This window comes from Massilia sp. DWR3-1-1 (genome assembly GCF_049898325.1).
Lineage (GTDB): Bacteria > Pseudomonadota > Gammaproteobacteria > Burkholderiales > Burkholderiaceae_D > JAFCUW01.
Genome location: NZ_JAFCXL010000004.1, coordinates 1 through 22,593 on the forward strand (window position 1 = coordinate 1; position 22,593 = coordinate 22,593).

The 22,593-nt window shown below is 67.6% G+C and carries 17 protein-coding genes; 8 read left to right on the top strand and 9 right to left on the bottom strand.

All coding sequences use genetic code 11. From position 1 onward, the window contains the following. The coding region (locus ACP7EY_RS05400; RefSeq protein ID WP_426191252.1) for a methyl-accepting chemotaxis protein at window positions 1-1,297 on the bottom strand (1,297 nt) is incomplete at its 3' end. Window positions 1,298-1,555: 258 nt separating this feature from the next. Here ACP7EY_RS05400 and ACP7EY_RS05405 point away from each other — a divergent pair. After that, window positions 1,556-4,105 (top strand): DUF1631 family protein, encoded by a 2,550-nt coding sequence (locus ACP7EY_RS05405; RefSeq protein ID WP_426191254.1) that lies wholly within the window; start codon window positions 1,556-1,558, stop codon window positions 4,103-4,105. A gap of 21 nt (window positions 4,106-4,126) precedes the next feature. On the opposite strand, the gene ACP7EY_RS05410 is transcribed toward ACP7EY_RS05405, so the two are convergent. From ACP7EY_RS05410 to ACP7EY_RS05425, 4 genes are read right to left on the bottom strand one after another with little or no spacing between them, the layout of a single operon-like run. Then, window positions 4,127-4,879 carry a LytR/AlgR family response regulator transcription factor gene (locus ACP7EY_RS05410; RefSeq protein ID WP_426191675.1) on the bottom strand — a complete coding sequence of 251 codons (753 nt, stop codon included), beginning with the start codon at window positions 4,877-4,879 and terminating at the stop codon, window positions 4,127-4,129. A 20-nt stretch (window positions 4,880-4,899) separates the two neighbouring features. Continuing rightward, window positions 4,900-6,069: a sensor histidine kinase gene (locus tag ACP7EY_RS05415; protein ID WP_426191256.1), complete on the bottom strand. Its 1,170-nt coding sequence runs from the start codon at window positions 6,067-6,069 to the stop codon at window positions 4,900-4,902. Between the two features lie 17 nt (window positions 6,070-6,086). Next, window positions 6,087-7,541, bottom strand: coding sequence for a carotenoid oxygenase family protein (locus tag ACP7EY_RS05420; RefSeq protein WP_426191258.1), 1,455 nt, complete (start codon window positions 7,539-7,541; stop codon window positions 6,087-6,089). A 26-nt stretch (window positions 7,542-7,567) separates the two neighbouring features. Continuing rightward, window positions 7,568-7,981 (bottom strand): DUF2141 domain-containing protein, encoded by a 414-nt coding sequence (locus tag ACP7EY_RS05425; protein ID WP_426191259.1) that lies wholly within the window; start codon window positions 7,979-7,981, stop codon window positions 7,568-7,570. Between the two features lie 211 nt (window positions 7,982-8,192). Between ACP7EY_RS05425 and smc the strand changes: the two genes are divergently transcribed. Continuing rightward, on the top strand, window positions 8,193-11,726 hold the full coding sequence (gene smc, locus ACP7EY_RS05430) for a chromosome segregation protein SMC (RefSeq protein ID WP_426191261.1): 3,534 nt from the start codon (window positions 8,193-8,195) through the stop codon (window positions 11,724-11,726). Window positions 11,727-11,863: 137 nt separating this feature from the next. Here the strand turns inward: smc and ACP7EY_RS05435 are convergent, their stop codons facing one another. Then, complete coding sequence (locus tag ACP7EY_RS05435; protein WP_426191685.1) at window positions 11,864-12,013, bottom strand: hypothetical protein; 150 nt, start codon at window positions 12,011-12,013, stop codon at window positions 11,864-11,866. On the opposite strand from ACP7EY_RS05435, the gene ACP7EY_RS05440 reads away from it, so the two are divergent. From ACP7EY_RS05440 to ACP7EY_RS05460, 5 genes are read left to right on the top strand one after another with little or no spacing between them, the layout of a single operon-like run. After that, complete coding sequence (locus ACP7EY_RS05440; RefSeq protein WP_426191263.1) at window positions 11,999-13,147, top strand: cell division protein ZipA C-terminal FtsZ-binding domain-containing protein; 1,149 nt, start codon at window positions 11,999-12,001, stop codon at window positions 13,145-13,147. The genes ACP7EY_RS05435 and ACP7EY_RS05440 overlap by 15 nt on opposite strands. Before the next feature lie 9 nt (window positions 13,148-13,156). Next, the gene (gene ligA / locus ACP7EY_RS05445; RefSeq protein WP_426191265.1) at window positions 13,157-15,223 is read left to right on the top strand and encodes an NAD-dependent DNA ligase LigA; all 2,067 of its coding nucleotides are present in this window, start codon (window positions 13,157-13,159) and stop codon (window positions 15,221-15,223) included. Between the two features lie 60 nt (window positions 15,224-15,283). Continuing rightward, window positions 15,284-16,177, top strand: a complete 894-nt coding sequence (galU, locus tag ACP7EY_RS05450; protein WP_426191267.1) for a UTP--glucose-1-phosphate uridylyltransferase GalU — start codon at window positions 15,284-15,286, stop codon at window positions 16,175-16,177. Continuing rightward, window positions 16,174-16,710 carry a peptide deformylase gene (gene def, locus ACP7EY_RS05455; protein ID WP_426191269.1) on the top strand — a complete coding sequence of 179 codons (537 nt, stop codon included), beginning with the start codon at window positions 16,174-16,176 and terminating at the stop codon, window positions 16,708-16,710. The genes galU and def overlap by 4 nt, the downstream gene beginning before the upstream one ends. After that, a complete protein-coding gene (locus ACP7EY_RS05460; RefSeq protein ID WP_426191271.1) occupies window positions 16,707-17,195 on the top strand; it encodes a hypothetical protein in 489 nt (162 codons plus the stop codon). Before def ends, ACP7EY_RS05460 begins: the two co-directional genes overlap by 4 nt. 16 nt (window positions 17,196-17,211) lie before the next feature. Here ACP7EY_RS05460 and ACP7EY_RS05465 read toward each other — a convergent pair whose 3' ends face one another. From ACP7EY_RS05465 to map, 3 genes are read right to left on the bottom strand one after another with little or no spacing between them, the layout of a single operon-like run. Next, entirely contained in the window at window positions 17,212-17,958 is a 747-nt protein-coding gene (locus tag ACP7EY_RS05465) for a pseudouridine synthase (RefSeq protein ID WP_426191273.1), read from the bottom strand. A gap of 21 nt (window positions 17,959-17,979) precedes the next feature. Next, entirely contained in the window at window positions 17,980-20,562 is a 2,583-nt protein-coding gene (locus ACP7EY_RS05470; protein ID WP_426191275.1) for a [protein-PII] uridylyltransferase, read from the bottom strand. A 6-nt stretch (window positions 20,563-20,568) separates the two neighbouring features. Beyond that, complete coding sequence (gene map / locus ACP7EY_RS05475) at window positions 20,569-21,402, bottom strand: type I methionyl aminopeptidase (RefSeq protein WP_426191277.1); 834 nt, start codon at window positions 21,400-21,402, stop codon at window positions 20,569-20,571. A gap of 313 nt (window positions 21,403-21,715) precedes the next feature. Between map and rpsB the strand changes: the two genes are divergently transcribed. Further along, a complete protein-coding gene (gene rpsB, locus ACP7EY_RS05480) occupies window positions 21,716-22,468 on the top strand; it encodes a 30S ribosomal protein S2 (protein ID WP_426191278.1) in 753 nt (250 codons plus the stop codon). The last annotated feature ends 125 nt before the right edge of the window (window positions 22,469-22,593 follow it).

The following is a 22,593-nucleotide window of genomic DNA, read 5'->3' on the forward strand; positions in this document are numbered from 1 at the left end:
TCGCCCACGCCATCGCCGGCGCGCCGGCCGGGGCCGGGGTCGGGGCGGCGCGCCGGGCCGCCGCCGGCTGGCCGGGCCGGGCCGGTGCAGGGGCGACGGGCAGGGCGGCGCGCACCGCTTGCCCGGCCGGCGGCCGGGCGGCGCGCTGATCGAGCGGGGTGCCGGTGCCGAACGCGTCGAGCAGGTGATCGAGGTCGGCCGCCTCGCGGCCGAGGGCAGCGGCGGCGCTGGCGGCCTGCTCGACCAGCGCGGCGTTTTGCTGGGTGGCCTGGTCCATCGCGGCGATGGCCTGGTTGACCTGTTCGATGCCGGTGGTCTGCTCGGCGCTGGCGGCGGCGATTTCGGCAATGATGCTCGTCACCCGCGCCACGCTGGCCACCACTTCTTCCATCGTGCAGCCGGCCTTGTCTGCCAGTAGCGTGCCGGCGTCGACCTGGCTCACCGAGTCGTCGATGAGCACCTTGATCTCGCGGGCGGCGGCCGCCGAGCGCTGCGCCAGGTTGCGCACCTCGGACGCCACCACGGCAAAGCCGCGCCCCTGTTCACCGGCGCGCGCCGCCTCCACCGCCGCGTTCAGGGCCAGGATATTGGTCTGGAAGGCGATGCCGTCGATGACGCCGATGATTTCGGCGATGCGCTTGGACGAGGCATTGATCGAGGCCATGGTGCCCACCACCTCGGCCACCACGGCGCCGCCCTTGACGGCCACTTCCGAGGCCGACACCGCCAGTTTGCTGGCCTGGTGGGCGTGATCGGCGTTCTGCTTGACGGTGGCGGTGATCTGTTCCATCGACGATGCCGTTTTCTCGAGCGAGCTGGCCTGCTGCCCCGTGCGTTCGGACAGCGCGGTGCTGCCGGCGCCGATCCGCGCCGCGCCGCTGCCGATGGCGGCGCCGCTGGCGCGGGCGCCGCCAACGAGTTGCGCCAGGGTCGCGCGCAGGGTCTCGAGCGCGCCGCCGAGCGGCGCGGCGCCATCGTCCGGCACGCGCAGGTCGCCCTGCTGCAGGCGGTGCGCGGCGCGCGCGGCCTGCTCGAGCGGGCGGGCGGCGGCAGCGGCCAGCGTGCGCACCAGCAGCACGGCCAGCAGCGATCCCATGACCAGTCCCAGCACGACGACCTCGCGCGCGCTGTCGGCGACGGCGAGGCGGGCGGCGGCCACCTTGACGCCCGGCGCCACCGGCACCAGGCTGTCGATCAGCTTGAGCAGCCAGAGCGCCATCGCCGCAGCCAGGCCCAGCATGGAGACGGCGGCGGCGGCGAGCCGGGCGGACTGCGAAAACGGGCGGCGTGCAGGCATGGTGATTTCCTCGGGGGCAAAGTGCTCATGGTAAATAAATTCCCCAAAGCACCGTTGCGCCTCATCAAGCCCCGTCGTGCCCGCGCGCCGGCGCAAATAATCGGCAGGGCTACCGTGAAAATGATTGCCATGTGGAAATTTTGTGCCACAATAGAAGAAGCGCAGAACATGTCGCGGTCGAGGCTTTCAATCATGGCAATTCATTCAATTATGCAAACTGTATCGAAAGCGTCCCCGCTTCCGGTGGTGCAGTCACAATTGAACAATCTGGTCGAGCTCGCCACCAAGCACCTGGGCGAGGACTTGACGGCCTTGTGCACGCGCCTGTCGGCCGCCTTTCTCGCCATCGACGATCCCGCCATCGACGCCGCCACCGTGTACCACCGTGTGCGCGCGGGCAATTTGTTGAAATCTCAAAGTTACGCCTACATCCACCTGGCGGGGGCCGCCATCGACAGCCTCATGCGCAAGGAGGCGCTGGCGCTGCGCCCGCAACTGCCGGGCGCAGCGGCCAGCGCCGGTGCCCTCTCGCTGGTGCCGATGGAAGAGATGGACCTGAGCGTCACCTTCGCCACCCTCAGTCGGCCGTTCGAAGCGGCCTGCGCCGAATCGCTGGCGACCCTCAATGTACGGCTGGGATTTTTGCTCGAACGCGACACCTTGCGGGTCGGGCAGAACCCGTTCCGGCCCGACCTGGTGCTGCTGGCGCTGCACCAGGCCTGGTGCGAATTTTCCCCCGAGGCCGACACCCACGCGCTGTTCGCGCCCCTGTTGAAGCCGGGCGTGGCGCCCGATTTCGCGCCCCTGTACGAGGCCCTCAATGGCGTGCTGGAGGCGGGCAGCGGCCAGGCGCTGCGCATTCGCAAGACCGACAACGCCGCCCGCGCCAGGGCGGAACGGGCCGGCAGCAAGGCGGCGCTAGCCCGGCAATTGCGCCAGTTCCTTGCCGACGGCGGCGACTTCGACGACGACACGCCACTGGTCCCCGATCTGCCCTCCATGCCGCAGGGCAATGGCGGCTGGCGCCCCAGCGGCGCCGATGGCTTCGAGGCGGCGCCCACGCACGCCGCGCCGATGCACGCAGGATCGACGCATGCAGGATCGACGCATGCAGGATCGACGCATGCAGGATCAATACACGCCGGGTCGACCCACCCAGGGTCGATCCACGCCGGAGCGATGTCCACCGGTTCTCTCCAGGCCGGGCCCCTGCACGCCGGATCGGGCCACGCCGGCCCCGGGCATGCCGGCAGCATGCATGCCGGCCCCGTCCACGCCGGATCGACGCACCCCGGGCCGGCTGTCGCCGCCGCGTTCCACGCCGCCCCCTCCCTGGTCGCCAGCACCCACGACGCGCGGCACCATCCGGCAGCCCAGGGCGGCGCCGGCTTTGCCCCGCAGGCCGGGGGCATCGAGCATGCCGGCGCGCCGCTGGCGCCGGGCGCCGACCACCATGCCGCCTTTGCCGCCGCGCCGCAGGCGCCCCATGCCAGCCTGCTCGAGCTGCTGGCGCGCCTGCCCGGCCTGTCGCCGGTGGCGACGACGGCAACAGCACCGGTCGAGACCGGCGCCGGCGCCCAGCAAGTGTTTTATTTGCCGCGCCTGCGCCAGGCGATGCCGGCCGGCGCCCTCAACCGGGGTGACGCCACCACGCTCGACCTGCTCTCGCGCATTTTCGACACCGTCTATCTCGACGATGCCATTCCCCAGCCCACGCGCGAACTGATCCAGTACCTGCAGGCGCCCGTGCTGAAGGCTGCCCTGCTGGACAAGGAGTTCTTTTACCAGGACAACCACCCCGCGCGCCGCATGATCGACCTGATGTCGCGCATGGGCTGGGAGCAGCGCTCGGCCGACGATCCCCTGTTCCAGGCGATGCAGCGGGGCGTCGAGCGGGTCGGTCGCGACAGCGACGCCACCGTCACCGTGTTTGCCGAAGCGGTGGCCGAGCTGGAAACCACGCTGGCGGCGCAGGAGCAGGCGGCTGCCGCCACCTTCGCCGCGCCCATCGCGGCCGCCCTGAAGCAGGAAAAAGTGAGTGCGGCGACCAAGTCGGCGCGCAATGCCATCGCCCTGCGGGTGGGCGGCGGCCAGCTGGCCACGGTGGTCGAAGCGTTCCTGCAGCGCAAATGGACCTCGGTGCTGACGATCGCCTATTCGGTCGAGACGGAAAAGCCGGGCGCGGTGGGCAGCGCCACCCGCACCATGGATGACCTGATCTGGAGCGTCAAGCCAAAAATCACCGTCGAGCAGAGAAAGCAGCTGATCGCCCGCCTGCCGGGCCTGCTCACCACGCTCAATAAATGGCTCGACATCATTAAATGGCAGGATGCCGAGCGCCTGCAGTTTTTTGCCGAACTGGCCGAATGCCACGCCTCGATCGTGCGCGCACCCATCGACCTGTCACCCGAGCGGCAGCTGGAAGTGGCGCTCGAGGCGGCCCAGCAGGACGCCTTGCGCCGTGTCGAAAAGGAGCAGGCGCAGGCGGCCGCCGAACTGGTCGAGGCGGCAGCTGCCGAACAGGACCCGGTGCAGGCCGATATCGACGGCCTCGAGCGGGGCATGTGGCTCGAATTTGCCGAGGCCGACAGCGCCGCCCGCACCGTCAAGCTGGCCTGGATCAGCCCCCTGCGGACGCTGTTCATTTTTTCCACGGGCGAGCGCAAGGAAGCGTTTTCGCTGGGCATCGAGCCGCTGGCGGCGGCCTGGCGCGACGGCCGCGTGCGCATCGTGCGGCAGGACGGCATGGTGGCGCAGGCGCTGGCGGCGGCGCTGGCCGTCAATGATGCCGCCGCGGCCGCCGCCTAGCGCTGCGGCAGCGCCGTACCGTCACATCTGCCGGAACAGCTCCGCATAATTGCGGCTCACCACGAGCTGCTCGGCGCGGCCCTTCAGGCTCACCATCAGGCGTCCCCGAAAATCCGTGTGCGTGCTCGCCACGCACCTGGCCGCCACGATGGTGCTGCGGTGAATTTGCCAGAAGCGCTGCTCGTCGACTTGCTCGCGTAACTGGCGCATGGGCGTGCGGATCAGGCTTTCGCCGTCGTCCGTGAAGACGCTGGTGTACTTGTCGTTGCTCTGAAAATAAATGACGTCGTCGATGGCGATCAGGCGGGTCTGCTCGCCGTGGGCGGCGCGGATCCATTGCAGGGGCGCCACCGGTGCCGGCGGCGCCAGCGCCACGCCCAGCGTGCCCAGCGTACCGAGCAGCGCGCGCAGCGCCGCGGCCTGGTCATCGGGCCGCGCCGGCGCGCTGCGCTGCGCTTGCAGGCGCGCCACCGTGCGCGCCAGCCGCTCGGCGCTGGCCGGCTTGAGCAGGTAATCGCAGGCGGCATGCTCGAAGGCGGCCACGGCGTAATGGTCGTGGGCGGTGACGAACACGATCTGCGGCGCGTGCGCGGCGCCCGACAGGCGCCGCGCCACGTCCAGCCCCGTCAGGCCCGGCATCTGGATGTCGAGGAAGACGATATCGGGCGCCAGTTCGTCGATCAGGCGCAGCGCCTCGACGCCGTTGGCGGCCTGGCCGACGATGCGCAGCGCGGGCCAGGCGTGGGCCAGTTGCGCCGCCAGGTAGTGGCGCAGGTGCGCTTCGTCGTCGGCGATCAGGGCGGTGGGGTGCGCGGCAGTGTCGATGGCATGACCTCGGTGGTGGGCAGCAGCAGGCGCACCAGCGCGCCGCCATCTGGCTTGTCGAGCAATTGTACTTGTGCGCCGGCGCCGTGCAAACTGCGCAAGCGCGCCTTCAGGTTGGCCAAGCCGACCCCGCCGCCGGCGCGCGGCGGCGCGTTGCCGATGCCGACGCCGTCGTCGCCCACCTCGAGCACCAGCAGATCTTGCGCAAGGCGCGCCTGCAGCACGATGGTGCCGCCCTCGATCTTCGGCTCGAGCCCGTGCATGACGGCGTTTTCCACCAGCGGCTGCAACAGCATGGGAGCGATGGCGCAGGAGCGCGCAGCGTCGTCGGCCTCGATGCGGTAGCGCAGGCGCGTGCCCATGCGCACCGTCAGCACGTCCAGGTAGGCGGCGGCCAGATCGAGCTCGGCGCCCACGGTGGCGTGCTCGGCCCGGCTGGCATGCAGGCTGGCGCGCAGGAAATCGATGAAGCGCTCGAGCATGTGGCGCGCCTGCGCCGGCTCGCGGTCGATCAGGCCCAGCACATTGGCCAGGGTGTTGTACAAAAAATGGGGCTCGATCTGCGCCTGCAGCGCACGCAGGCGCGTTTCGGCCAGCAGTTGCGCCGCTTCGGCCATGGCTTCGCGCTGGCGCATGGCCTCCAGTGCGGCGCGCGCGCGCCGCTCGCCGGCGTCGTTGATGACAAACATCAGCACGGCGGTGGCCAGGGCGAACGGCAGCAGGGCCGTCACGGTGCCGTAGCGCGTCAGCACGTGCAGGGGATTATTTCCTTGCAGCAGGGCGTTGCCGCTGGCGATGCCGGCCACCACCAGCAGCGACACGAGGGCCAGGTAGTAGACCAGGCGCACCGCGCCCGCCTGGCGCCGGGGCCAGCCGCGCAGCAGCACGTCCGCACCGACCAGGCCGCCGTGAACGAGGGCGCCGACCACGTTCGACACCACCACCATCGGCAGCAGGAAATCGACCATCGAGCCGCTGTTACGAAACACGGCCTGGATAACGGCCAGCACAACGCCGATCATTGAACTCCAGATCACCGTGTAGAGCGTATCGCGCCAGCGCGACTGGGGCCAGCGCCGAAACACGGCAATGAGCTCGAGCGGGTGGCTGGCGCGCGGCGGGACGGGAGAAGAAGCCATGGTGTTGTTCCGGAAGATCATGTGGGCAGGAAATTACCATGGAAACAGTGCGGCGTGCGATAGGCCAGCCGGGCCATGGCGACGGGGCCGTCGGCGATGCGCGCGCAATCGAACACCGTCAGGGCGCTGACGGCGCGAACGGTGTCCTGCACCACCCCGACCAGGTAGCCGTCGCGCTCGTGGCGGGCGTTGCGGCGCGGCAGCAGCAGGTGTTCTTCGGCCACCCAGCCGGCGTCGAAGGTGAAGCTGTCGGCGCGGCCCTGGTCCGTGTCGACGAGGTTGACGGTGTCGAGGACGGTCTGCCCGGGTGAACTCGACACCACCGCCAGGCGCCGGTGGCGCCGCCCCACCACCTGCGGCATCACGCGGGGAAATTCGCCCCCGGCCAGCAGCACCGCTTCGTGGACGGCGCCGCTGTCGAGGTCGAGGCTGATGGCGGTGGTGGCGGCACGCCCCGCCGCTGGCCGCTGCCCCGCCATTACCTGGCCGACGGCGGCGATGGCGTCGCCCTGGTGCAAAATTGCATCGAAGCGCAGTTGGCGGCCGTCGTCGTAGGCATTGCCGAAGTGAAATACGCTGCGAGGTGGCAACTCGAACGTCCTGACGACGGCCAGGCTGGACTTGGCGATGACGATGGCGCGCAGGGGCCGCGCCGGGTTCCACTGGTGGCGCTCGGCAAAGCTGCGCGTGGGGTCGGACGAGAAGTCGTACGGCGCCACCAGGAATACCAGGTGGCGCTCGCTGATGGCGAAGTCGTGCACCATCGCCAGTTGGGGCACATCGACCGCGGCTGCGCGCCGCAGTGCGCCATCGGCGCCCACCTGGTACAGCGCCAGGCGGTCGGCGCCGGGCAGGGCGCCGAAATTCCACAGGCTGCCGTCCTGGTCGATTTTCGGGTGCGCCGAGAACGGCATCGCGCGCAGGTCCTCGCGCCAGGTCTTGAGGCCGACGGTGGCCAGGGTGGCCGGCGCCAGTTCGACCGCCGAGCCGCCTTCCCACAGCGCGTACAGTTTGCCGGCGAAGGGCAGCAGGTTGGTGTTGGCGGCGTTCATGGTGTCGTTGTTCTTGACGGCGCGCCGGTCGATGTGGGTGCCGAAGGCGGGATACAGGAACTGGCCGGCCGCACTTTCCTCGGTGAACTTCTGGGTGGCGACGAAGCAGCCCTGGTGGGCCACCTTGCCGTCGCCGATGCGCCAGCACTGGGCGAAGCCGTCGCCGTCGAACCAGTGGTGGTAGCGCTCGCCGCCCAGTTCCATGCGGCCGGGGCCGTTGCGATAGAACTGGCCGTGCAGGTCGGCCGGCAGGCGGCCCGACACCCGCGCGCTGCCGGCCTGGCTGGCGCGGGTGTCGGCGACCACCACCAGGCTGGGATCGCGCGCAAGGGCCGCGTGGAACAGGCGGGCGGTGTTGCTGTCGGCCAGGGCGGTGGCGGGCAGCAGGGCGAGAGTGCTGAGAAAATGGCGGCGTGACATGGGGGCTCCTGGCAGTGATCGGGGATTTAACGCAGGCTCACGCGCACGGCGGCGCCGCCGGCGGGCAGGGAGAAGCGGGCGTCGGCATAGGCGGCCGGTCCCATCTTGCCCAGCGCATTGTTGCTGAAGGCGTAGTCTTCGCTGGGCACGCCCATGAAGTTGCGGTCCATCTTGCCGTTGGCGTTGGCGTCGTGCACCACGGCGAACGCGTACTCGCCCGCTGGCAGGTCCTTGAAGTCGACGGTGGTGCTGCCTTGCACGGCGGCCACGCTGGCGCTGTGCAGGGCCTGCTTCATGAAGCGGCCTTCGCTGTCGTACAGGGCAACCATGATCTGGCCGGCGCCGCTCCTGACGTCGTCGACGTGGATGCGCAGGTCGGCGGCGTGGGCGGGCAGGCCGAGCAGGCTGGCAAGGGTGAGCAGGAGGGCGGTCGCTTTCATGGTGGCTCCGGGGAACGGTTGGGATGCCTCACTGTAGGCCGGCATCGCCAGCGCCGGCGGCCCGTGCGACGAAATGCCGCCGGGCGGCGCCAACGGCGCCAGGCGGGCGCGGGATGCACGGGCTGACCCCCTGCTTTTTCGCTGCCGCAGATGGTATGATCGGCCGATGTTCGTCCCCCCGATATCAACCCGCCACTGGAGTTCCTGAGCGTTGCGCCTTTCTTCCATCAAGCTGTCCGGATTCAAATCGTTCGTCGATCCCACCAACTTCCAGGTACCGGGTCAGCTCGTTGGCGTGGTCGGGCCGAACGGCTGCGGCAAGTCGAACATCATCGACGCGGTGCGCTGGGTGCTGGGCGAGTCGAAAGCGTCGGAGTTACGGGGCGAATCGATGCAGGACGTCATCTTCAACGGCTCCACCCACCGCAAGCCGGCCGGCCGCGCCTCGGTCGAACTGGTGTTCGACAACCAGGCCGGCAAGGCGGCCGGCCAGTGGGGCGTGTACGCCGAGATCGCCGTCAAGCGCACGCTCACGCGCGACGGCACCTCGACCTACTATATCAATGGCCAGCCGGTGCGCCGGCGCGACATCCAGGATATTTTCCTCGGCACGGGGCTGGGGCCGCGCGCCTACGCCATCATCGGCCAGGGCATGATTTCACGCATCATCGAGTCGCGCCCGGAAGAGCTGCGCGTGTTCCTGGAAGAGGCGGCCGGCGTGTCGAAGTACAAGGAGCGCCGCCGCGAGACGGAAAACCGGCTGGGCGACACGCGCGAAAACCTGCTGCGGGTGGAAGACATCCTGCGCGAACTGAACGCCAACCTGGAAAAGCTCGAAGCGCAGGCGGTGGTGGCGACGCGCTTCCAGAATCTGCAGGCCGAGCAGGAAGAAAAGCAGAAGCTGCTGTGGCTGCTGCGCAAGAACGAGGCGCAGGCCGAGCAGCAGCGCCAGTTCCGCGAGATGGAAGCGGCGCAGACGGCGCTGGAAGGGCAGACGGCCGGCTTGCGCCACGTCGAGCTCGAGCTTGAACACATGCGCCAGGCCCATTTTGCCGTGGGCGACCGCCTGCACCAGGCCCAGGGCCACCTGTACCAGACCAATACCGAGATCGGCGCACTGGAGGCGCAGATCAAGTTTGTGCTCGAGTCGCGCGCGCGCCTGCAGCAGCAACTGGCGGCGCTGGACGCCCAGCGCAGGCAGTGGCAGGCCCAGGCCCAGGATGCCGGCGCCCAGCTGGAAGAAGCCGATTACCTGGTCGAGGAGCTCGGCGCCCGCGTCGAGCAATCGCAGATCGCCGCCGAAGAACAGGGCGAGGCCTTGCCGGCGCTCGACGCCGCCTGGCGCGCCGCCCAGCAGGCCAGCCTCGATTCGCGCACGGCCATCCTGCAGGCGCAGCAGAAAATCGAACTGTCGGCCAGCGGTCAGCGCCATGCCGCGCAGATCATCAACGGGCTGGTCAGCCGCCGCGAGCGGCTGCAACAGGAAAAAAACGCCCTCCACCTGCCCGATTCGTCTCAGCTGCAGAACCTGCGCCTGCAACTGGAAGAAAAGCAGCAGCAGCTCGAAGAGCAGGCCATGCTGCTCGAGCAGGCGCTCGAGCAGCAAGGCGCGGCGGAAGCCGAACGGGTGGCCGCGCAGGCGCAGGTCAACCAGGAATCGGCCGCCAACGCCCAGCTCGAAGCGCGCCTGAACGCCATGCGCCAGATGCAGGAGCGGGTGCAAACCGAGGGCAAGGTGCAGCCGTGGCTGAAAAAGCACGAGCTCGAAGCGCTGCCCCGGCTGTGGCAAAAGCTGCAGGTGCAGGACGGCTGGGAGACGGCGCTCGAAGCGGTGCTGCGCGAGCGCACGGGGGCGCTGGAAGTGTCGAACCTGGACTGGGCGCGCGCCTTCTTTGCCGACGCCCCGCCGGCCAGGCTGGCGCTGTACGCGCCGGCGCTGCCGCGCGCCCAGCCGGCAGAGCAAACGCCGACGCCCGGCCTGTCGCCGTTTTATGCAATCCTTCGCATCAATGACACCCACTTGCGGGGCGTGCTGCAAGACTGGCTGCACGGCGTGTTCATCGCCGACGATGCCGCCGCCGCCCTGGCCGGGCGCGCCGCCTTGCCGCCCGGCGGCGTGTTCGTCACCCGCCAGGGCCACCTGATCAGCAGTGCCAGCGTGCGCTTTTATGCCGCCGACGCCGAGCACGACGGCATGCTGGCGCGCCAGCAGGAGATCGACAACACGGGCCGCCAGTTGCGTGCCCAGACCATGCTGGCCGACCAGGCGCGCTCGCGCCAGGTGGCGGCCGACGCCCGCGCCAGCGAGCTGGGACGGCGCCTGCAGGATGCCCGCCAGCGCATCGGCACCCTGACACAGTCGGTGCACGCGCTCCAGCTCGAGGTGGTGCGCCAGTCCGAGGTGGAGGCCCGCTTCAACCAGCGCAGCACGCAGATCGGCGCCGACCTGGCCGAAATCGGCGCCCAGGAACAAGAGCAGCAGATGCTGCGGCTGGAAGCGGAAGCGGCATTCGAGGAGCTCGACCTGGCGCTGGCCGAGCTGCAGGGCGCCCACGAGGAGCGCCAAAGCGCCTTCCTCGACCAGGAACAGGCGCTGGCGCGCGCGCGCGAGCGCCTGCGCGAACTGGAACGGGCGGCGCAGGAAGCGCAGTTCGCCGAAAAATCGCAGAAGAACAAGATCGACGAGTTGCGCCGCACCCTGGCAACTGCCAGCGCACAGGCGGACCAGGTGAGCGACGCGCTGGCGCACGGCCAGCAGGAGCTCGAAGCGCTCGAGTCGGGCGCCGCCGCCGACGGCTTGCAGGCGCTGCTCGAGCGCCGCAGCGAGCAGGAGGTGGCGCTGGCCAACGCCCGCCATGAACTCGACCAGATCACCCTGCAACTGCGCCAGGCCGAGGAGGCGCGCATGACGGCCGAACGGGGCCTGCAGCCGCAGCGCGAGAAGATCTCGGAAATGCAGCTGAAGGAACAGGCGGCGCGCCTGAACCAGGAACAGTTCACCGAAGCCTTGCAGGCGGTGGCGGCCGACGAGGCCGATCTGGCGCGCAAGCTTGAGCCGGAGATGCGCCCGTCGCTGCTGCAAGGGGACGTCACGCGGCTGGGCACTGCCATCGCCGCGCTGGGGGCGGTCAACCTGGCCGCGCTCGACGAGCTGGCGCAGGCGTCCGAGCGCAAGCATTTTCTGGACGCGCAAAATGCCGACCTGACCGAGGCCATCGACACGCTCGAAGACGCCATCGCCCGCATCGACAAGGAAACGCGCGAGCTGCTGCAGGCGACCTTCGACCAGGTCAACCTGCATTTTTCCGAGCTGTTCCCGATCCTGTTCGGCGGCGGCAATGCCCGGCTGGTGATGACGGGCGATGAAATCCTCGACGCCGGCGTGCAGGTGATGGCCCAGCCGCCGGGCAAGAAGAACGCCACCATCCACCTGCTGTCGGGCGGCGAGAAGGCCTTGACCGCCACCGCGCTGGTGTTTTCCATGTTCCGCCTGAATCCGGCGCCGTTCTGCCTGCTCGACGAGGTCGACGCGCCCCTCGACGACGCCAACACGGAGCGCTTTTGCCGGATGGTCAAGCGGATGTCGGAACACACCCAGTTCCTGTTCATTTCGCATAACAAGATCGCCATGGAGATGGCCAACCAGCTCATCGGCGTGACCATGCAGGAGCAGGGCGTCTCGCGCATCGTGGCGGTCGACATGGAAGTGGCGGCCGGCTTTGCCGAGCCGGCGCATGCGGCCTGAGCGTTTCAGGCGGCGGCGGACAGATTTTAGTCGGCCCGCATGGCGTACGCACACTGATATTGGTATCATGATGGCGATTTTGCCCGGCCTGGCCGGCGCCTTGCGGCGTGATGGACGCGTGCCGCGGCCGCCGCGTGTTACCCTCGGGCATATAAACGCAGCACCGACGAACCGATAACAGAATAAACAAAAAGGAGCTCGCCCATGCCGGGATATTTCAAGCTTGCCGCGCCCGATGCGCGCAAGGCGATCACGACCGAGGCGTACGCAGGATGACCGAACTTCAAATGAGCCTCATTGGCGGCGCCGTGGTATTTGTCGGCGCGGTTTTCGCCTACAACAAGTGGCAGGAGCACAAGGCGCGTAAAAGCGTCGAACGGGCCTTCGGCGCCGAGCACGACGACGTGTTGATGGGCGCCGGCGGCCACGCCGACGAGGCCGCTCCCGTGGCCGCGCCCGTCGCCGCCGCCCCCGCGCGCAACAGCGTGCGTGCCGAGCCGACCCTCGACGGCGGCGCCGCCGTGCGCGCCGAGCCGGCCCTGCATCCGTACGGAGGCGCCGCCGGCGCCCCCGATCCCGGTCCACCGACCGTGCGCGCCGACGAGCAGGCCGCCCGCGACGACGGCGCCACCAGCCTGGTCGACCCGCTGATCGACTGCCTGATCCCGCTGGCACTGGAAGCGGCCCTGCGCGGCGACAAGCTGCTGCCCGTGCTGCACACCCTGCGCCACGTGGGCAACAAGCCGATCCACTACATCGGCCTGGCCGTCAGCGGCGAGTGGGAAGCGGTCGTCCATGGCGGCGTCTACACCACCTTGCAGGCCGGCGTGCAGATGGCCAGCCGCACCACCGCCCTCAATGAACTCGAATACTCGGAACTGGTGACGCGCCTGCGCGCGCTGGCCGACGAGATCGGCGCCGAGCCGGAAATTCCCGACATGATCGAAGTGATGGGCGACGCCCGCACCTTGCACAAATTCGTCGCCGGCCACGATGCCCAGCTGGGCGTGAACCTGATGTCGAATGGCGCCCCCTGGTCGATCGCCACCCTCATCGGCGCGCTGGAAAAACAGGGCTTCGATGTGCGTCCGGACGGCCGTTTCGCCATGCCCGACGGCGACGGCGGCGTGCTGTTCACCCTCAGCACCAACGTCACCCTGGGCGCCGACACCACCTCGCACCTGACCTTGCTGCTCGACGTGCCCGTGGTCGCCCCCGAGCGCGACGGCTTCGGCGCCATGGTCGGCTGCGCGCGCGCGATGGTCGGCCGGCTCGACGCCAGCATCGTCGACGACAGCGGCCAGCCCCTGCTGGACGCCACCCTGGCCGAGATCAACGGCCAGGTGCTCGAGTTCTACGAAGAGATGGCGGCCGCGGACATTCCGGCCGGCTCGACCCGCGCGTTGCGCCTGTTCAGCTAAGGGGGCCGCGTGAGCGTTACCCCTGATGCATCGTCAGCCGCGGCCGATCTGGCGCGCATCGTCGCGCTGACGGCCGAACTGAATCGACACAGCTACAATTACCACGTCAAGGATGCTCCCACCATCCCTGACGCCGAGTACGACCGCCTGTTCGCCGAACTGCAGGCACTCGAAGCGGCCCATCCGGCGGCCGTCGCCAGCGATTCGCCCACCTTGCGCGTGGGCGGCGCGCCGATCCCCGAGTTCAGGCAGGTCACCCACACGGTGCCGATGCTCTCGCTCAATAACGCCTTCAGCAGCGAGGACGTCGACAACTTCGACCGGCGCGTGCGCGAGGGCCTGGGCGTGGACGAGGTGAGCTACACGGCCGAACTCAAATACGACGGCCTGGCCATCAGCCTGCGCTACGAAAACGGCCTGTTCGTGCAGGCCGCCACGCGCGGCGACGGCAGCACGGGCGAGGACGTCACCGTCAATATCCGCACGGTGCGCAACATCCCGCTGCGCCTGCACGGCCAGGCGCACCAGCTTCCCGCCGTGCTGGAAGTGCGTGGCGAAGTGCTCATGCTCAAGGCCGAATTTGCCGCCCTCAACGCGCGCCAGCGCGAGGCGGGCCTGCGCGAGTTCGTCAACCCCCGCAACGCCGCCGCCGGCAGCCTGCGCCAGCTCGACTCGCGCATCACCGCCAGCCGCAAGCTGCGCTTTTACAGCTACGGCATTGGCGCGCTCGAAGGCATGCCCATGCCGGACGCCCATTCGGCCTTGCTGGACTGGTTTGAAACGCTGGGCTTGCCCGTGTCGGATGAGCGTGCGCGCGTGGCCGGCGCGGCCGGCCTGCTCGACTACTTCCTCAAAGTGGGCCAGCGTCGTTCCCGCCTGCCTTACGAGATCGATGGCCTGGTGTACAAGGTCGACCGGCTGGAAGACCAGCGCGCGCTCGGCTTCGTCGCGCGCGCGCCGCGCTTTGCGATGGCCCATAAATTCCCCGCCGAGGAAGCGTTGACGCAAGTGCGCGACATCGGCGTGCAGGTGGGCCGCACGGGCGCGATCACCCCGGTGGCGCGGCTCGCGCCCGTGTTCGTCGGCGGCGTGACGGTGGAAAACGCCACCTTGCACAACGAGGGCGAAGTGCGCCGCAAGGACATCCGCATCGGCGACACCGTCATCGTGCGGCGCGCCGGCGACGTCATCCCCGAGGTGGTCAGCTTCGTGCCCGAGCGTCGCCCCGCCGATGCGCGCGAATTCGTCATGCCCACGCTGTGCCCCGTGTGTGGCTCGGCCATCGTCCGCCTGGAAGACGAGGCGATCGCGCGCTGTTCGGGCGGCTGGACCCATTGCGGCGCCCAGAAGAAGGGTGGCCTGATGCATTTCGTGTCGCGCCGCGCCATCGACGTCGAGGGCCTGGGCGACCAGCTCATCGAGCAACTGGTCGACAAGGGCCTGATCGACACCGCCGCCGACCTCTACGCGCTCGACCAGCACAAGCTGGCGGGGCTGGACCGGATGGCCGCCAGGTCGGCCCAGAACGTCATCGACGCGCTGGAAAAATCCAAGGACACCACGCTGGCCCGCTTCATCTACGCGCTGGGCATCCGCAACGTGGGCGAGTCGACCGCCAAGGCGCTGGCCCAGCACTTCGGCAACCTAGACGCCCTGCTGCATGCGGCCGCCTTCGCGGGTGGTCTGCAACTGCTGGAAGTGGACGACGTCGGCCCCGTGGTGGCGCGCTCGATCACCGAGTTTCTCACCGATCCGGTCAACCTGGCGCTGGTCGGGCGCCTGCGCACCGCGCTGCGCTGGGCCGAAGGCGAGCATGTCATGACGCGCCCGGCCGGCGCGCTGGCCGGCAAGACGCTGGTCCTCACGGGCACCTTGCCAACGCTCAGCCGCGATGCCGCGGCGGCGCTGATCGAGGCGGCCGGCGGCAAGGTGTCGGGCTCCGTGTCGAAAAAAACCGCCTGGGTGGTGGCCGGCGCCGAAGCGGGCAGCAAGCTGGCCAAGGCCGAAACGCTGGGCCTGGCCATCCTCGACGAAGCCGGCCTGCTGGCCCTGCTGGGGGCGGACCAGCACCGATGAGCGCGACAGGGCTGCGCACGTACCAACCCATTTTCCCATTTTTATATCAGGCGACCTTCAATGAAAAAAATTACCAAAGCAGTTTTCCCAGTAGCCGGTCTCGGTAGTCGTTTTCTGCCGGCGACCAAGGCCCAGCCCAAGGAGATGCTGCCCGTTGTCGACAAGCCGCTGATCCAGTACGCGGTCGAAGAGGCGGTCGCCGCCGGCATCACCGAGATGATCTTTATCACCGGGCGCAACAAGCGCGCCATCGAAGACCATTTCGACAAGGCCTACGAACTCGAAGCCGAGCTCGAAGCGGCCGGTAAGCAGGTTCTGCTCGATTTCGTCCGCAACGTCATCCCGAAACACATCACCTGCATCTACATCCGCCAGTCGGCCCCGCTGGGCCTGGGCCACGCCGTGCTGTGCGCGCGCCCGGTGGTGGGCAATGAGCCCTTCGCCGTGCTGCTGGCCGACGATTTCATGGACACCGCAGACGGTCACAGCCCCGTGCTGGCGCAAATGACGGACATCTACAACTACGAAAAATGCTCGCTGCTGGCGGTGCATGATGTGCCGCGCGCGCACACCCGCCAGTACGGCATCGTCAGCGCCACCGCTTACCGCCCCGACCTCGAACTCGTTTCCGCCATTGTCGAAAAGCCCCAGCCCGAAGTGGCGCCGTCGACCCTGGCGGTGGTGGGGCGCTACGTGCTCACGCCGAAAATCTTCGAGCACCTCGAACACCTGGGCACCGGCGCCGGCGGCGAAATCCAGCTCACCGACGGCATCGCCGCCCTGATGAACGACGAGCGCGTGCTGGCCCACCGCTATGCGGGCCAGCGCTACGATTGCGGCTCCAAGCTGGGCTACCTGCAGGCGATGACGGCGATGGGCCTGAAGCACCCCGAGACGGCGGCCGGCTACCGTGAATTCCTGCAGCAGGTCGCCGGCACCCTGGCCGCGCCATGAGCGTCCGGGAAATCCTCAAGATGGGCGACCCTCGCCTGCTGCGCGTGGCCGAACCGGTCACCGAGTTCGATACGCCGGCCATGCGCGCGCTGATCGCGGACATGTTCGACACCATGCACGATGCGAATGGCGCCGGACTGGCCGCGCCGCAGATCGGCGTCAACCTGCAACTGGTCATTTTTGGCTTCAAGGACAACCAGCGCTATCCGGACGCCCCGCCGGTGCCGCAGACGGTGCTGATCAACCCGATCCTCACGCCCCTGTCGAACGACACCGACGAAGCGTTCGAAGGCTGCCTGTCGGTGCCGGGCCTGCGCGGGGTCGTCGAGCGCTACACGCGCCTGCATTATGAAGGCGTCGACCAGTACGGCGCGCCCATCGTGCGCGATGTGGACGGCTTTCATGCGCGCGTGGTGCAGCACGAGGTCGACCATCTGCATGGCATCCTCTACCCGATGCGGATCACCGACTTTTCGCGCTTCGGCTTTACCAGCGTGATGTTCCCCGATCTCGATCCGGGAGAGGACGATTGAAGGCCGCGCCGATCCTGTGCACGCTGCTGGCGCTGGCCGCCGATGGCGCCCGCGCCGAGCCGCTGTTCGTGCGCATCGAGCCGGTACCGGTGCGCGAAGTGTGGATCGACAGCGGCTTTGCCACTTACCATTTTAATCGCGACAAGGACCTCAACGGCGCCAACGGCGGCCTGGGCATCGAATACCGCTTTCGCGGCGACCTGGCGGCCACCGCGGGCCGCTTCTACAACAGCGACCGGGCGTATTCGAATTATGTGGGCGCGATCTGGCAGCCGTATGCGATCGGGCCGGTGCGCCTGGGCGCGGTGATCGGTGCCTTCAATGGCTACCCGAAAACCCGCGACGGCGGCTGGTTTCCCGCCCTGATTCCCGCGGCAAGTTTTGAATACCGGCGGGTGGGCGTGAATATCGGCTTCGTGCCCAGCTACAAGGACCGCCTGTACGGCGGCATTTCCGTGCAGCTCAAGCTGAAGGTATTCGAGTAAGCGTCTCGAGGACCCCTTAAAACTGTTCCTCGGGGCGCAGGTAGCGCCACTGGCCCACCGGCAGGTCACCCAGCTTGACCTTGCCGATGCGCACGCGTTTGAGGCCCAGCACCTTCAGTCCCACCATGTCGCACATGCGGCGGATCTGGCGCTTTTTGCCTTCTCGCAAGGTAAAACTGAGCTGGTCCTCGTTTTGCCAGCGCACCTTGGCGGGCAGCAGGGCCTTGCCATCCATCCATAGTCCGAAACACAGTTTCTTCAGGTCGCCCTCGGGCAGGGTGCCCGGCTTGGTGTATTGCACCCGCACCAGGTATTCCTTTTCGATGACGGTGTCTTCGCCGATCAGGGTCTTGGCCACGCGCCCGTCCTGGGTCAGGATCAGCAGGCCCACCGAATCGATGTCGAGCCGGCCGGCCGGCACCAGCGAGCGCAGCTGGGTGGGGTGGAACTGTTCCGGCGACGGGTCGTCCGGCCAGCGGTTTTCCGCCTTGATCAGGGCGACGGCGGGGGTGTAGCCGTCCTCGGCCTGGCCGCTGACGTAGCCCATCGGCTTGTTGATGAGCACGGTGACGCGCTTCGATTGCTCGGCCGCGGCCTGGCGCTCGACCGTCACTTTTTGTTCGGGATAGACCTTGCTGCCCAGTTCGGATTTGACCTGGCCGTCGACCCGCACCCAGCCGCGGGCAATCCACTCGTCGGCCTCGCGGCGCGAGCACAGGCCCAGTTCGGACATTCGTTTCGACAGTCGTAAAAGTTCACTCATTGATTCTGCATGCTTTCGTTTCTAAACCTTCAGGGCGTCCAGTAACTCGGTTTCGAGCTGGATCTGATTTCTTGCGGTCGACAGGCCGGCGCCGTCGACCAAAAATACGTCTTCGACCCGCTCGCCCAGGGTCATCACCTTGGCCGTGTGCAGGTTGATGCGGTGGCGCGCCAGCACGCTGGCGATCGAATAGAGCAATCCCGTGCGGTCGGCCGCCGACACCGACAGGATGTGGTACTGGCCTTTTTCGTCGGGCCGCAGGTCCACCGTCGGGGTGACGGGAAAACTGCGCGACAGGCGCGACAGGCGGCCGTGGCTGGGCGCCGGCAGCGGCGCCTGGCGCGTGAGCAGCTCGCAGATTTCGTGCTCGATCAGGCTGATGATGTCGCGGTAGTTCTTGGCGAAATTCTGCTCCGTCACGAGGAAGGTGTCGAGCGCGTAGCCCTTGCGGGTGGTGTGGATCTTGGCGTCGAAAATGCTGAAATTCTTGCGGTCGAAGTAGCTGCACAGGCGCGCGAACAGGTCCGGCTGGTCGCGCACGTAGACCGCCACCTGCAAGCCTTCGCCGATGGGCGCCAGGCGGCATTTGACGACCGGCTTGTCGCTGTCGAGCTGGTCGTACAGGGAGCGCGTCTGCCAGGCGATGGTGGCGGCGTCGTGGCGCAGGAACCAGGCCATGTCGAGCTGGCCCCACAGGGCGGCGTGGGCTTTTTCGGGCAGCCCGGCCAGGCGCAGCATGGCGCGCGCCTCGTCCTGGCGGTTGCGCAGCTCGCGGTCGGCCGAATGGGGTTCGCCGCCCAGCACGCGCAAGGTGACGCGGTACAGGTCTTCGAGCAGCTTGGCCTTCCAGGCGTTCCACACTTTCGGGCTGGTGCCGCGGATATCGGCCACCGTCAGCAGGTACAGGGCGCTCAGGTGGCGCTCGTCGCCCACCACGGCGGCGAAGGCGGCGATGACGTCGGGGTCCGACAGGTCCTGCTTTTGCGCCACCTGCGACATCGTCAGGTGCTGCTCGACGAGGAACACCACCAGCTCGGTGTCGGCCGGCTTGATGCCATGTTCGTCGCAGAAGGCGCGGGCGTCGACCGTGCCCAGCTTGGAGTGGTCGCCGCCGCGGCCCTTGGCGATGTCGTGGAACAGCGCGGCCACGTAGAGCAGCCAGGAATCGCGGAAATTGGCGATCAGGTCGCTGCAGAACGGGTATTCGTGGGCATGCTCGCTCATGGTGAAACGGCGCATGTTACGCACCACCATCATGATGTGCTGGTCCACCGTGTAGACGTGGAACAGGTCGTGCTGCATCTGGCCGACGATGGGGCGAAACGCGGGCAGGTAGCGGCCCAGGATGCTCATCTCGTTCATGCGCCGCAGCGCGTGCACCAGTCCCACCGGCGCCTGCAGGATGCGCAGGAAGGCGGCGCGGTTGCGCGGATCGGCGCGGAAATCGTCATCGATCAGCGAACGCGCATGCCACAGCGCGCGCGTGGTGCGCGCCGTCAGGCCTTTCAGGTTGGGCCGCTCGGTCATCAGGACGAACAGTTCGAGCAGGGCCGAGGGCGCCTGCTGGAAGGTGTCGTCGGCGCTGATGTCGATCAGGTCATTGACCTCGTTGAAGCGATCATTGATGACCGTCAGGTTTTCCGGCTGCGGAAACAGCTGCGCCTCGATGTTCTGCAGCAGGATGGTGTTGAGCTGGGTGACCGTCTTGGCGGCCCAGTAATAGCGCTGCATCAGCAGTTCGCTGGCGCGGCGGGCGTTGCTGCCTTCGCCCGTCGAGCGCAGGCCGAACGTTTCGGCGATCGGCGTTTGCACGTCGAACACCAGGCGGTCTTCGCGCCGGCCCGCGTGCAGGTGCAGGCGGATGCGGATGTCCTTGAAGGCCGCTTCCTTTTCCATCAGCGCGCGCGCCTCGGTCTGGTTGATCAGGCCGCGCGTGGCCAGTTCGCGCCAGGAGTTGGCCAGCCCGGCCGCCTTGGCCACCCACAGGATCACTTGCAGGTCGCGCAGGCCGCCGGGGCTTTCCTTGCAATTCGGTTCCAGCGCAAATGCGGTGTCTTCGTACTTGGCGTGGCGCAGGCGCATCTCGGCCGCCTTGGCCTGATAAAACGCCTGGGGATCGAGCTGCTCCCAGTAGCGCTCCTGCAAGGTGGCGAACAGGGCGACGTCGCCCGTGATCAGGCGCGCTTCAAGCAGGCTCGTTTGCACCGTGATGTCGGCGCTCGACTCGGTCATGCACTCGTCGACGGTGCGGATGCTGCTGCCAATTTCCAGGCCCAGGTCCCACAGCAGCTGCACCAGGTGTTCGAGGCGCTCGCGGGTGGCGGCGTCGGCCGGCCGGCCCAGCAAAATGAGCAGGTCGACGTCGGAATACGGAAACAGTTCGCCACGGCCGTAGCCGCCCACGCCCACCAGCGCGCTGTCGGCCGGCAGGCCGGCGCGGCGCCAGGCCTCGGTGAGCACCAGGTCGACGCTCTGGCGCAGGCCGCGCAGCAGCTTTTCCGGCTTGCTGTCGCTGCGAAAGGCGGCGATCAGGACCTGGCGGTCCGCCTTGAGCTGCTGCTTTAACAGCTCGCGCGTGTGGCCCGGGGTGGCGACGGCCTCCATGCCGGCCTAGACGACGGCCGCGGCGGCGGCGGCCTGCCCGGTAATAAAGGCCGGCGGCGGCGGCGTGCCGGCCGACTGGGTCAGGATCTCGTAGCCGGTTTCCGTCACCAGCACCGTGTGTTCCCACTGCGCCGACAGGCTGCGGTCTTTCGTCTTGATGGTCCAGCCGTCGTTCATTTCCTTGATCTCGCGGCGGCCCGCGTTGATCATCGGCTCGATCGTGAAGATCATCCCCGCGGCCAGCTTTTCCAGCGTGCCGGCGCGGCCGTAATGGAGCACCTGCGGCTCTTCGTGGAACACCTTGCCAATGCCGTGGCCGCAAAATTCGCGCACCACGCTGTAGCCGTTCTTCTCGGCGTGGACCTGGATGGCGTGGCCGATGTCGCCCAGGTGGGCGCCGGGCTTGACCTTCGAGATGCCGATCCACATGCATTCATAGGTCACTTCCGACAGGCGCCTGGCCATGATGGTCGGTTCGCCCACCAGGAACATGCGGCTGTTGTCGCCGTGGTAACCATCCTTGATGACGGTGATGTCAAGATTGACGGAGTCGCCGCTCTTGAGGGCCTTGTCGCCGGGGATGCCGTGGCAGATGACGTCGTTGACGGAGGTGCAGATGGCCTTGGGGTAGGGCGTGTAGCCGGGCGGGCAATAGTTCAGCGGCGCCGGGATGGTGCCCTGGACGTTGACCATGTACTCGTGGCACAGACGGTCGAGTTCGCCGGTGGTGACGCCCGGTTTGACAAATGGCGTGATGTAATCGAGCACTTCGGCGCCAAGGCGGCCGGCCAGGCGCATGCCTTCGATGTCAGCTTGGGTTTTGATGGAAATAGTGGACATGGATTGTTTTACTCAAAAATAAGGGGCGCGGCGGGCCCAACGGGCCCCGCCAATGCGGATGGCACCATTATAGAGGAAGATGACGACCTTGATCGAGTGCCCGCCGGCACGGCCCTGGCCGCGCCGCGCGTGCGCCGGCGCAGGCCCATGTTGAATTTTCCACGAAATGCGCTTATAATCTCGGGTTGCCCGGCTATGCATTCTCGGTGGTCGGCAAACCAAGCAAGTTTAAATGTTAAAAATCGCGAGTCCGGTCGCAAAGGGTGCCTGAATGGTGCTGACCGGATTCCAGACCCAACCCTGGAGAAATACCATGTCCGTAACAATGCGCGAAATGCTCGAAGCCGGTGTCCACTTCGGTCACCAAACCCGTTTCTGGAACCCAAAGATGGCACCGTTCATCTTCGGTCACCGCAACAAGATCCATATCATCAACTTGGAAAAGACGATGGGTATGTATCAGGAAGCCATGAAAACCATCAAGCAAGTGTCGGCACAGCGCGGCACCATCCTGATGGTCGGCACCAAGCGCCAGGCCCGCGACATCATCGCCGCTGAAGCCCAGCGCGCTGGCGTGCCTTACGTCGACCAGCGCTGGTTGGGCGGCATGCTGACCAACTTCAAGACCATCAAGACCTCGATCAAGCGCCTGAAAGACATGGAAGCCCAGGTTGAAGACGGTTCGGTCGAGAAGCTGTCGAAAAAAGAAGGCCTGATGTTCGAACGCGAAATGATCAAGCTGCAAAAATCGATCGGCGGCATCAAGGACATGGGCGGCGTTCCTGACGCAATCTTCGTCGTCGACGTCGGCTACCACAAAGGTGCCATCACCGAAGCGGGCAAGCTGGGCATTCCCGTCATCGGCATCGTCGACACCAACCACTCGCCAGAAGGCGTCACCCACATCATCCCGGGTAACGACGACTCGTCGAAAGCGATCATGCTGTACGCTCGCGGTGTCGCCGACGCCATCCTCGAAGGCCGCGCCAGCGCGACCAACGAAGTGGCCGACATGGTCAAGGCCGCCGGCGCCGACGAATTCGTCGAAGTGTCCGAACAGGCTTAAGTTGTAAACAGCAGGGCAAACATGCTGCGCTGCGGGGGCAACCCCGCAGCGCAGTAAAAAAAGGGTGGCAGCTTGCTCACCCTTTTTTTTAAACCGGGATCGCAGCGAGGCGCGCCTGCACCACA

What these genes read in the sequence shown, in the direction of transcription:
- map (WP_426191277.1), bottom strand. Translation starts at nt 21,402, where the DNA reads ATGTCCACTATTTCCATCAAAACCCAAGCTGACATCGAAGGCATGCGC.
- def (WP_426191269.1), top strand. Translation starts at nt 16,174, where the DNA reads ATGAGCGTCCGGGAAATCCTCAAGATGGGCGACCCTCGCCTGCTGCGC.
- ACP7EY_RS05440 (WP_426191263.1), top strand. Translation starts at nt 11,999, where the DNA reads ATGACCGAACTTCAAATGAGCCTCATTGGCGGCGCCGTGGTATTTGTC.
- ACP7EY_RS05465 (WP_426191273.1), bottom strand. Translation starts at nt 17,958, where the DNA reads ATGAGTGAACTTTTACGACTGTCGAAACGAATGTCCGAACTGGGCCTG.
- ACP7EY_RS05415 (WP_426191256.1), bottom strand. Translation starts at nt 6,069, where the DNA reads ATGGCTTCTTCTCCCGTCCCGCCGCGCGCCAGCCACCCGCTCGAGCTC.
- ACP7EY_RS05420 (WP_426191258.1), bottom strand. Translation starts at nt 7,541, where the DNA reads ATGTCACGCCGCCATTTTCTCAGCACTCTCGCCCTGCTGCCCGCCACC.
- galU (WP_426191267.1), top strand. Translation starts at nt 15,284, where the DNA reads ATGAAAAAAATTACCAAAGCAGTTTTCCCAGTAGCCGGTCTCGGTAGT.
- ACP7EY_RS05470 (WP_426191275.1), bottom strand. Translation starts at nt 20,562, where the DNA reads ATGGAGGCCGTCGCCACCCCGGGCCACACGCGCGAGCTGTTAAAGCAG.
- ACP7EY_RS05425 (WP_426191259.1), bottom strand. Translation starts at nt 7,981, where the DNA reads ATGAAAGCGACCGCCCTCCTGCTCACCCTTGCCAGCCTGCTCGGCCTG.
- rpsB (WP_426191278.1), top strand. Translation starts at nt 21,716, where the DNA reads ATGTCCGTAACAATGCGCGAAATGCTCGAAGCCGGTGTCCACTTCGGT.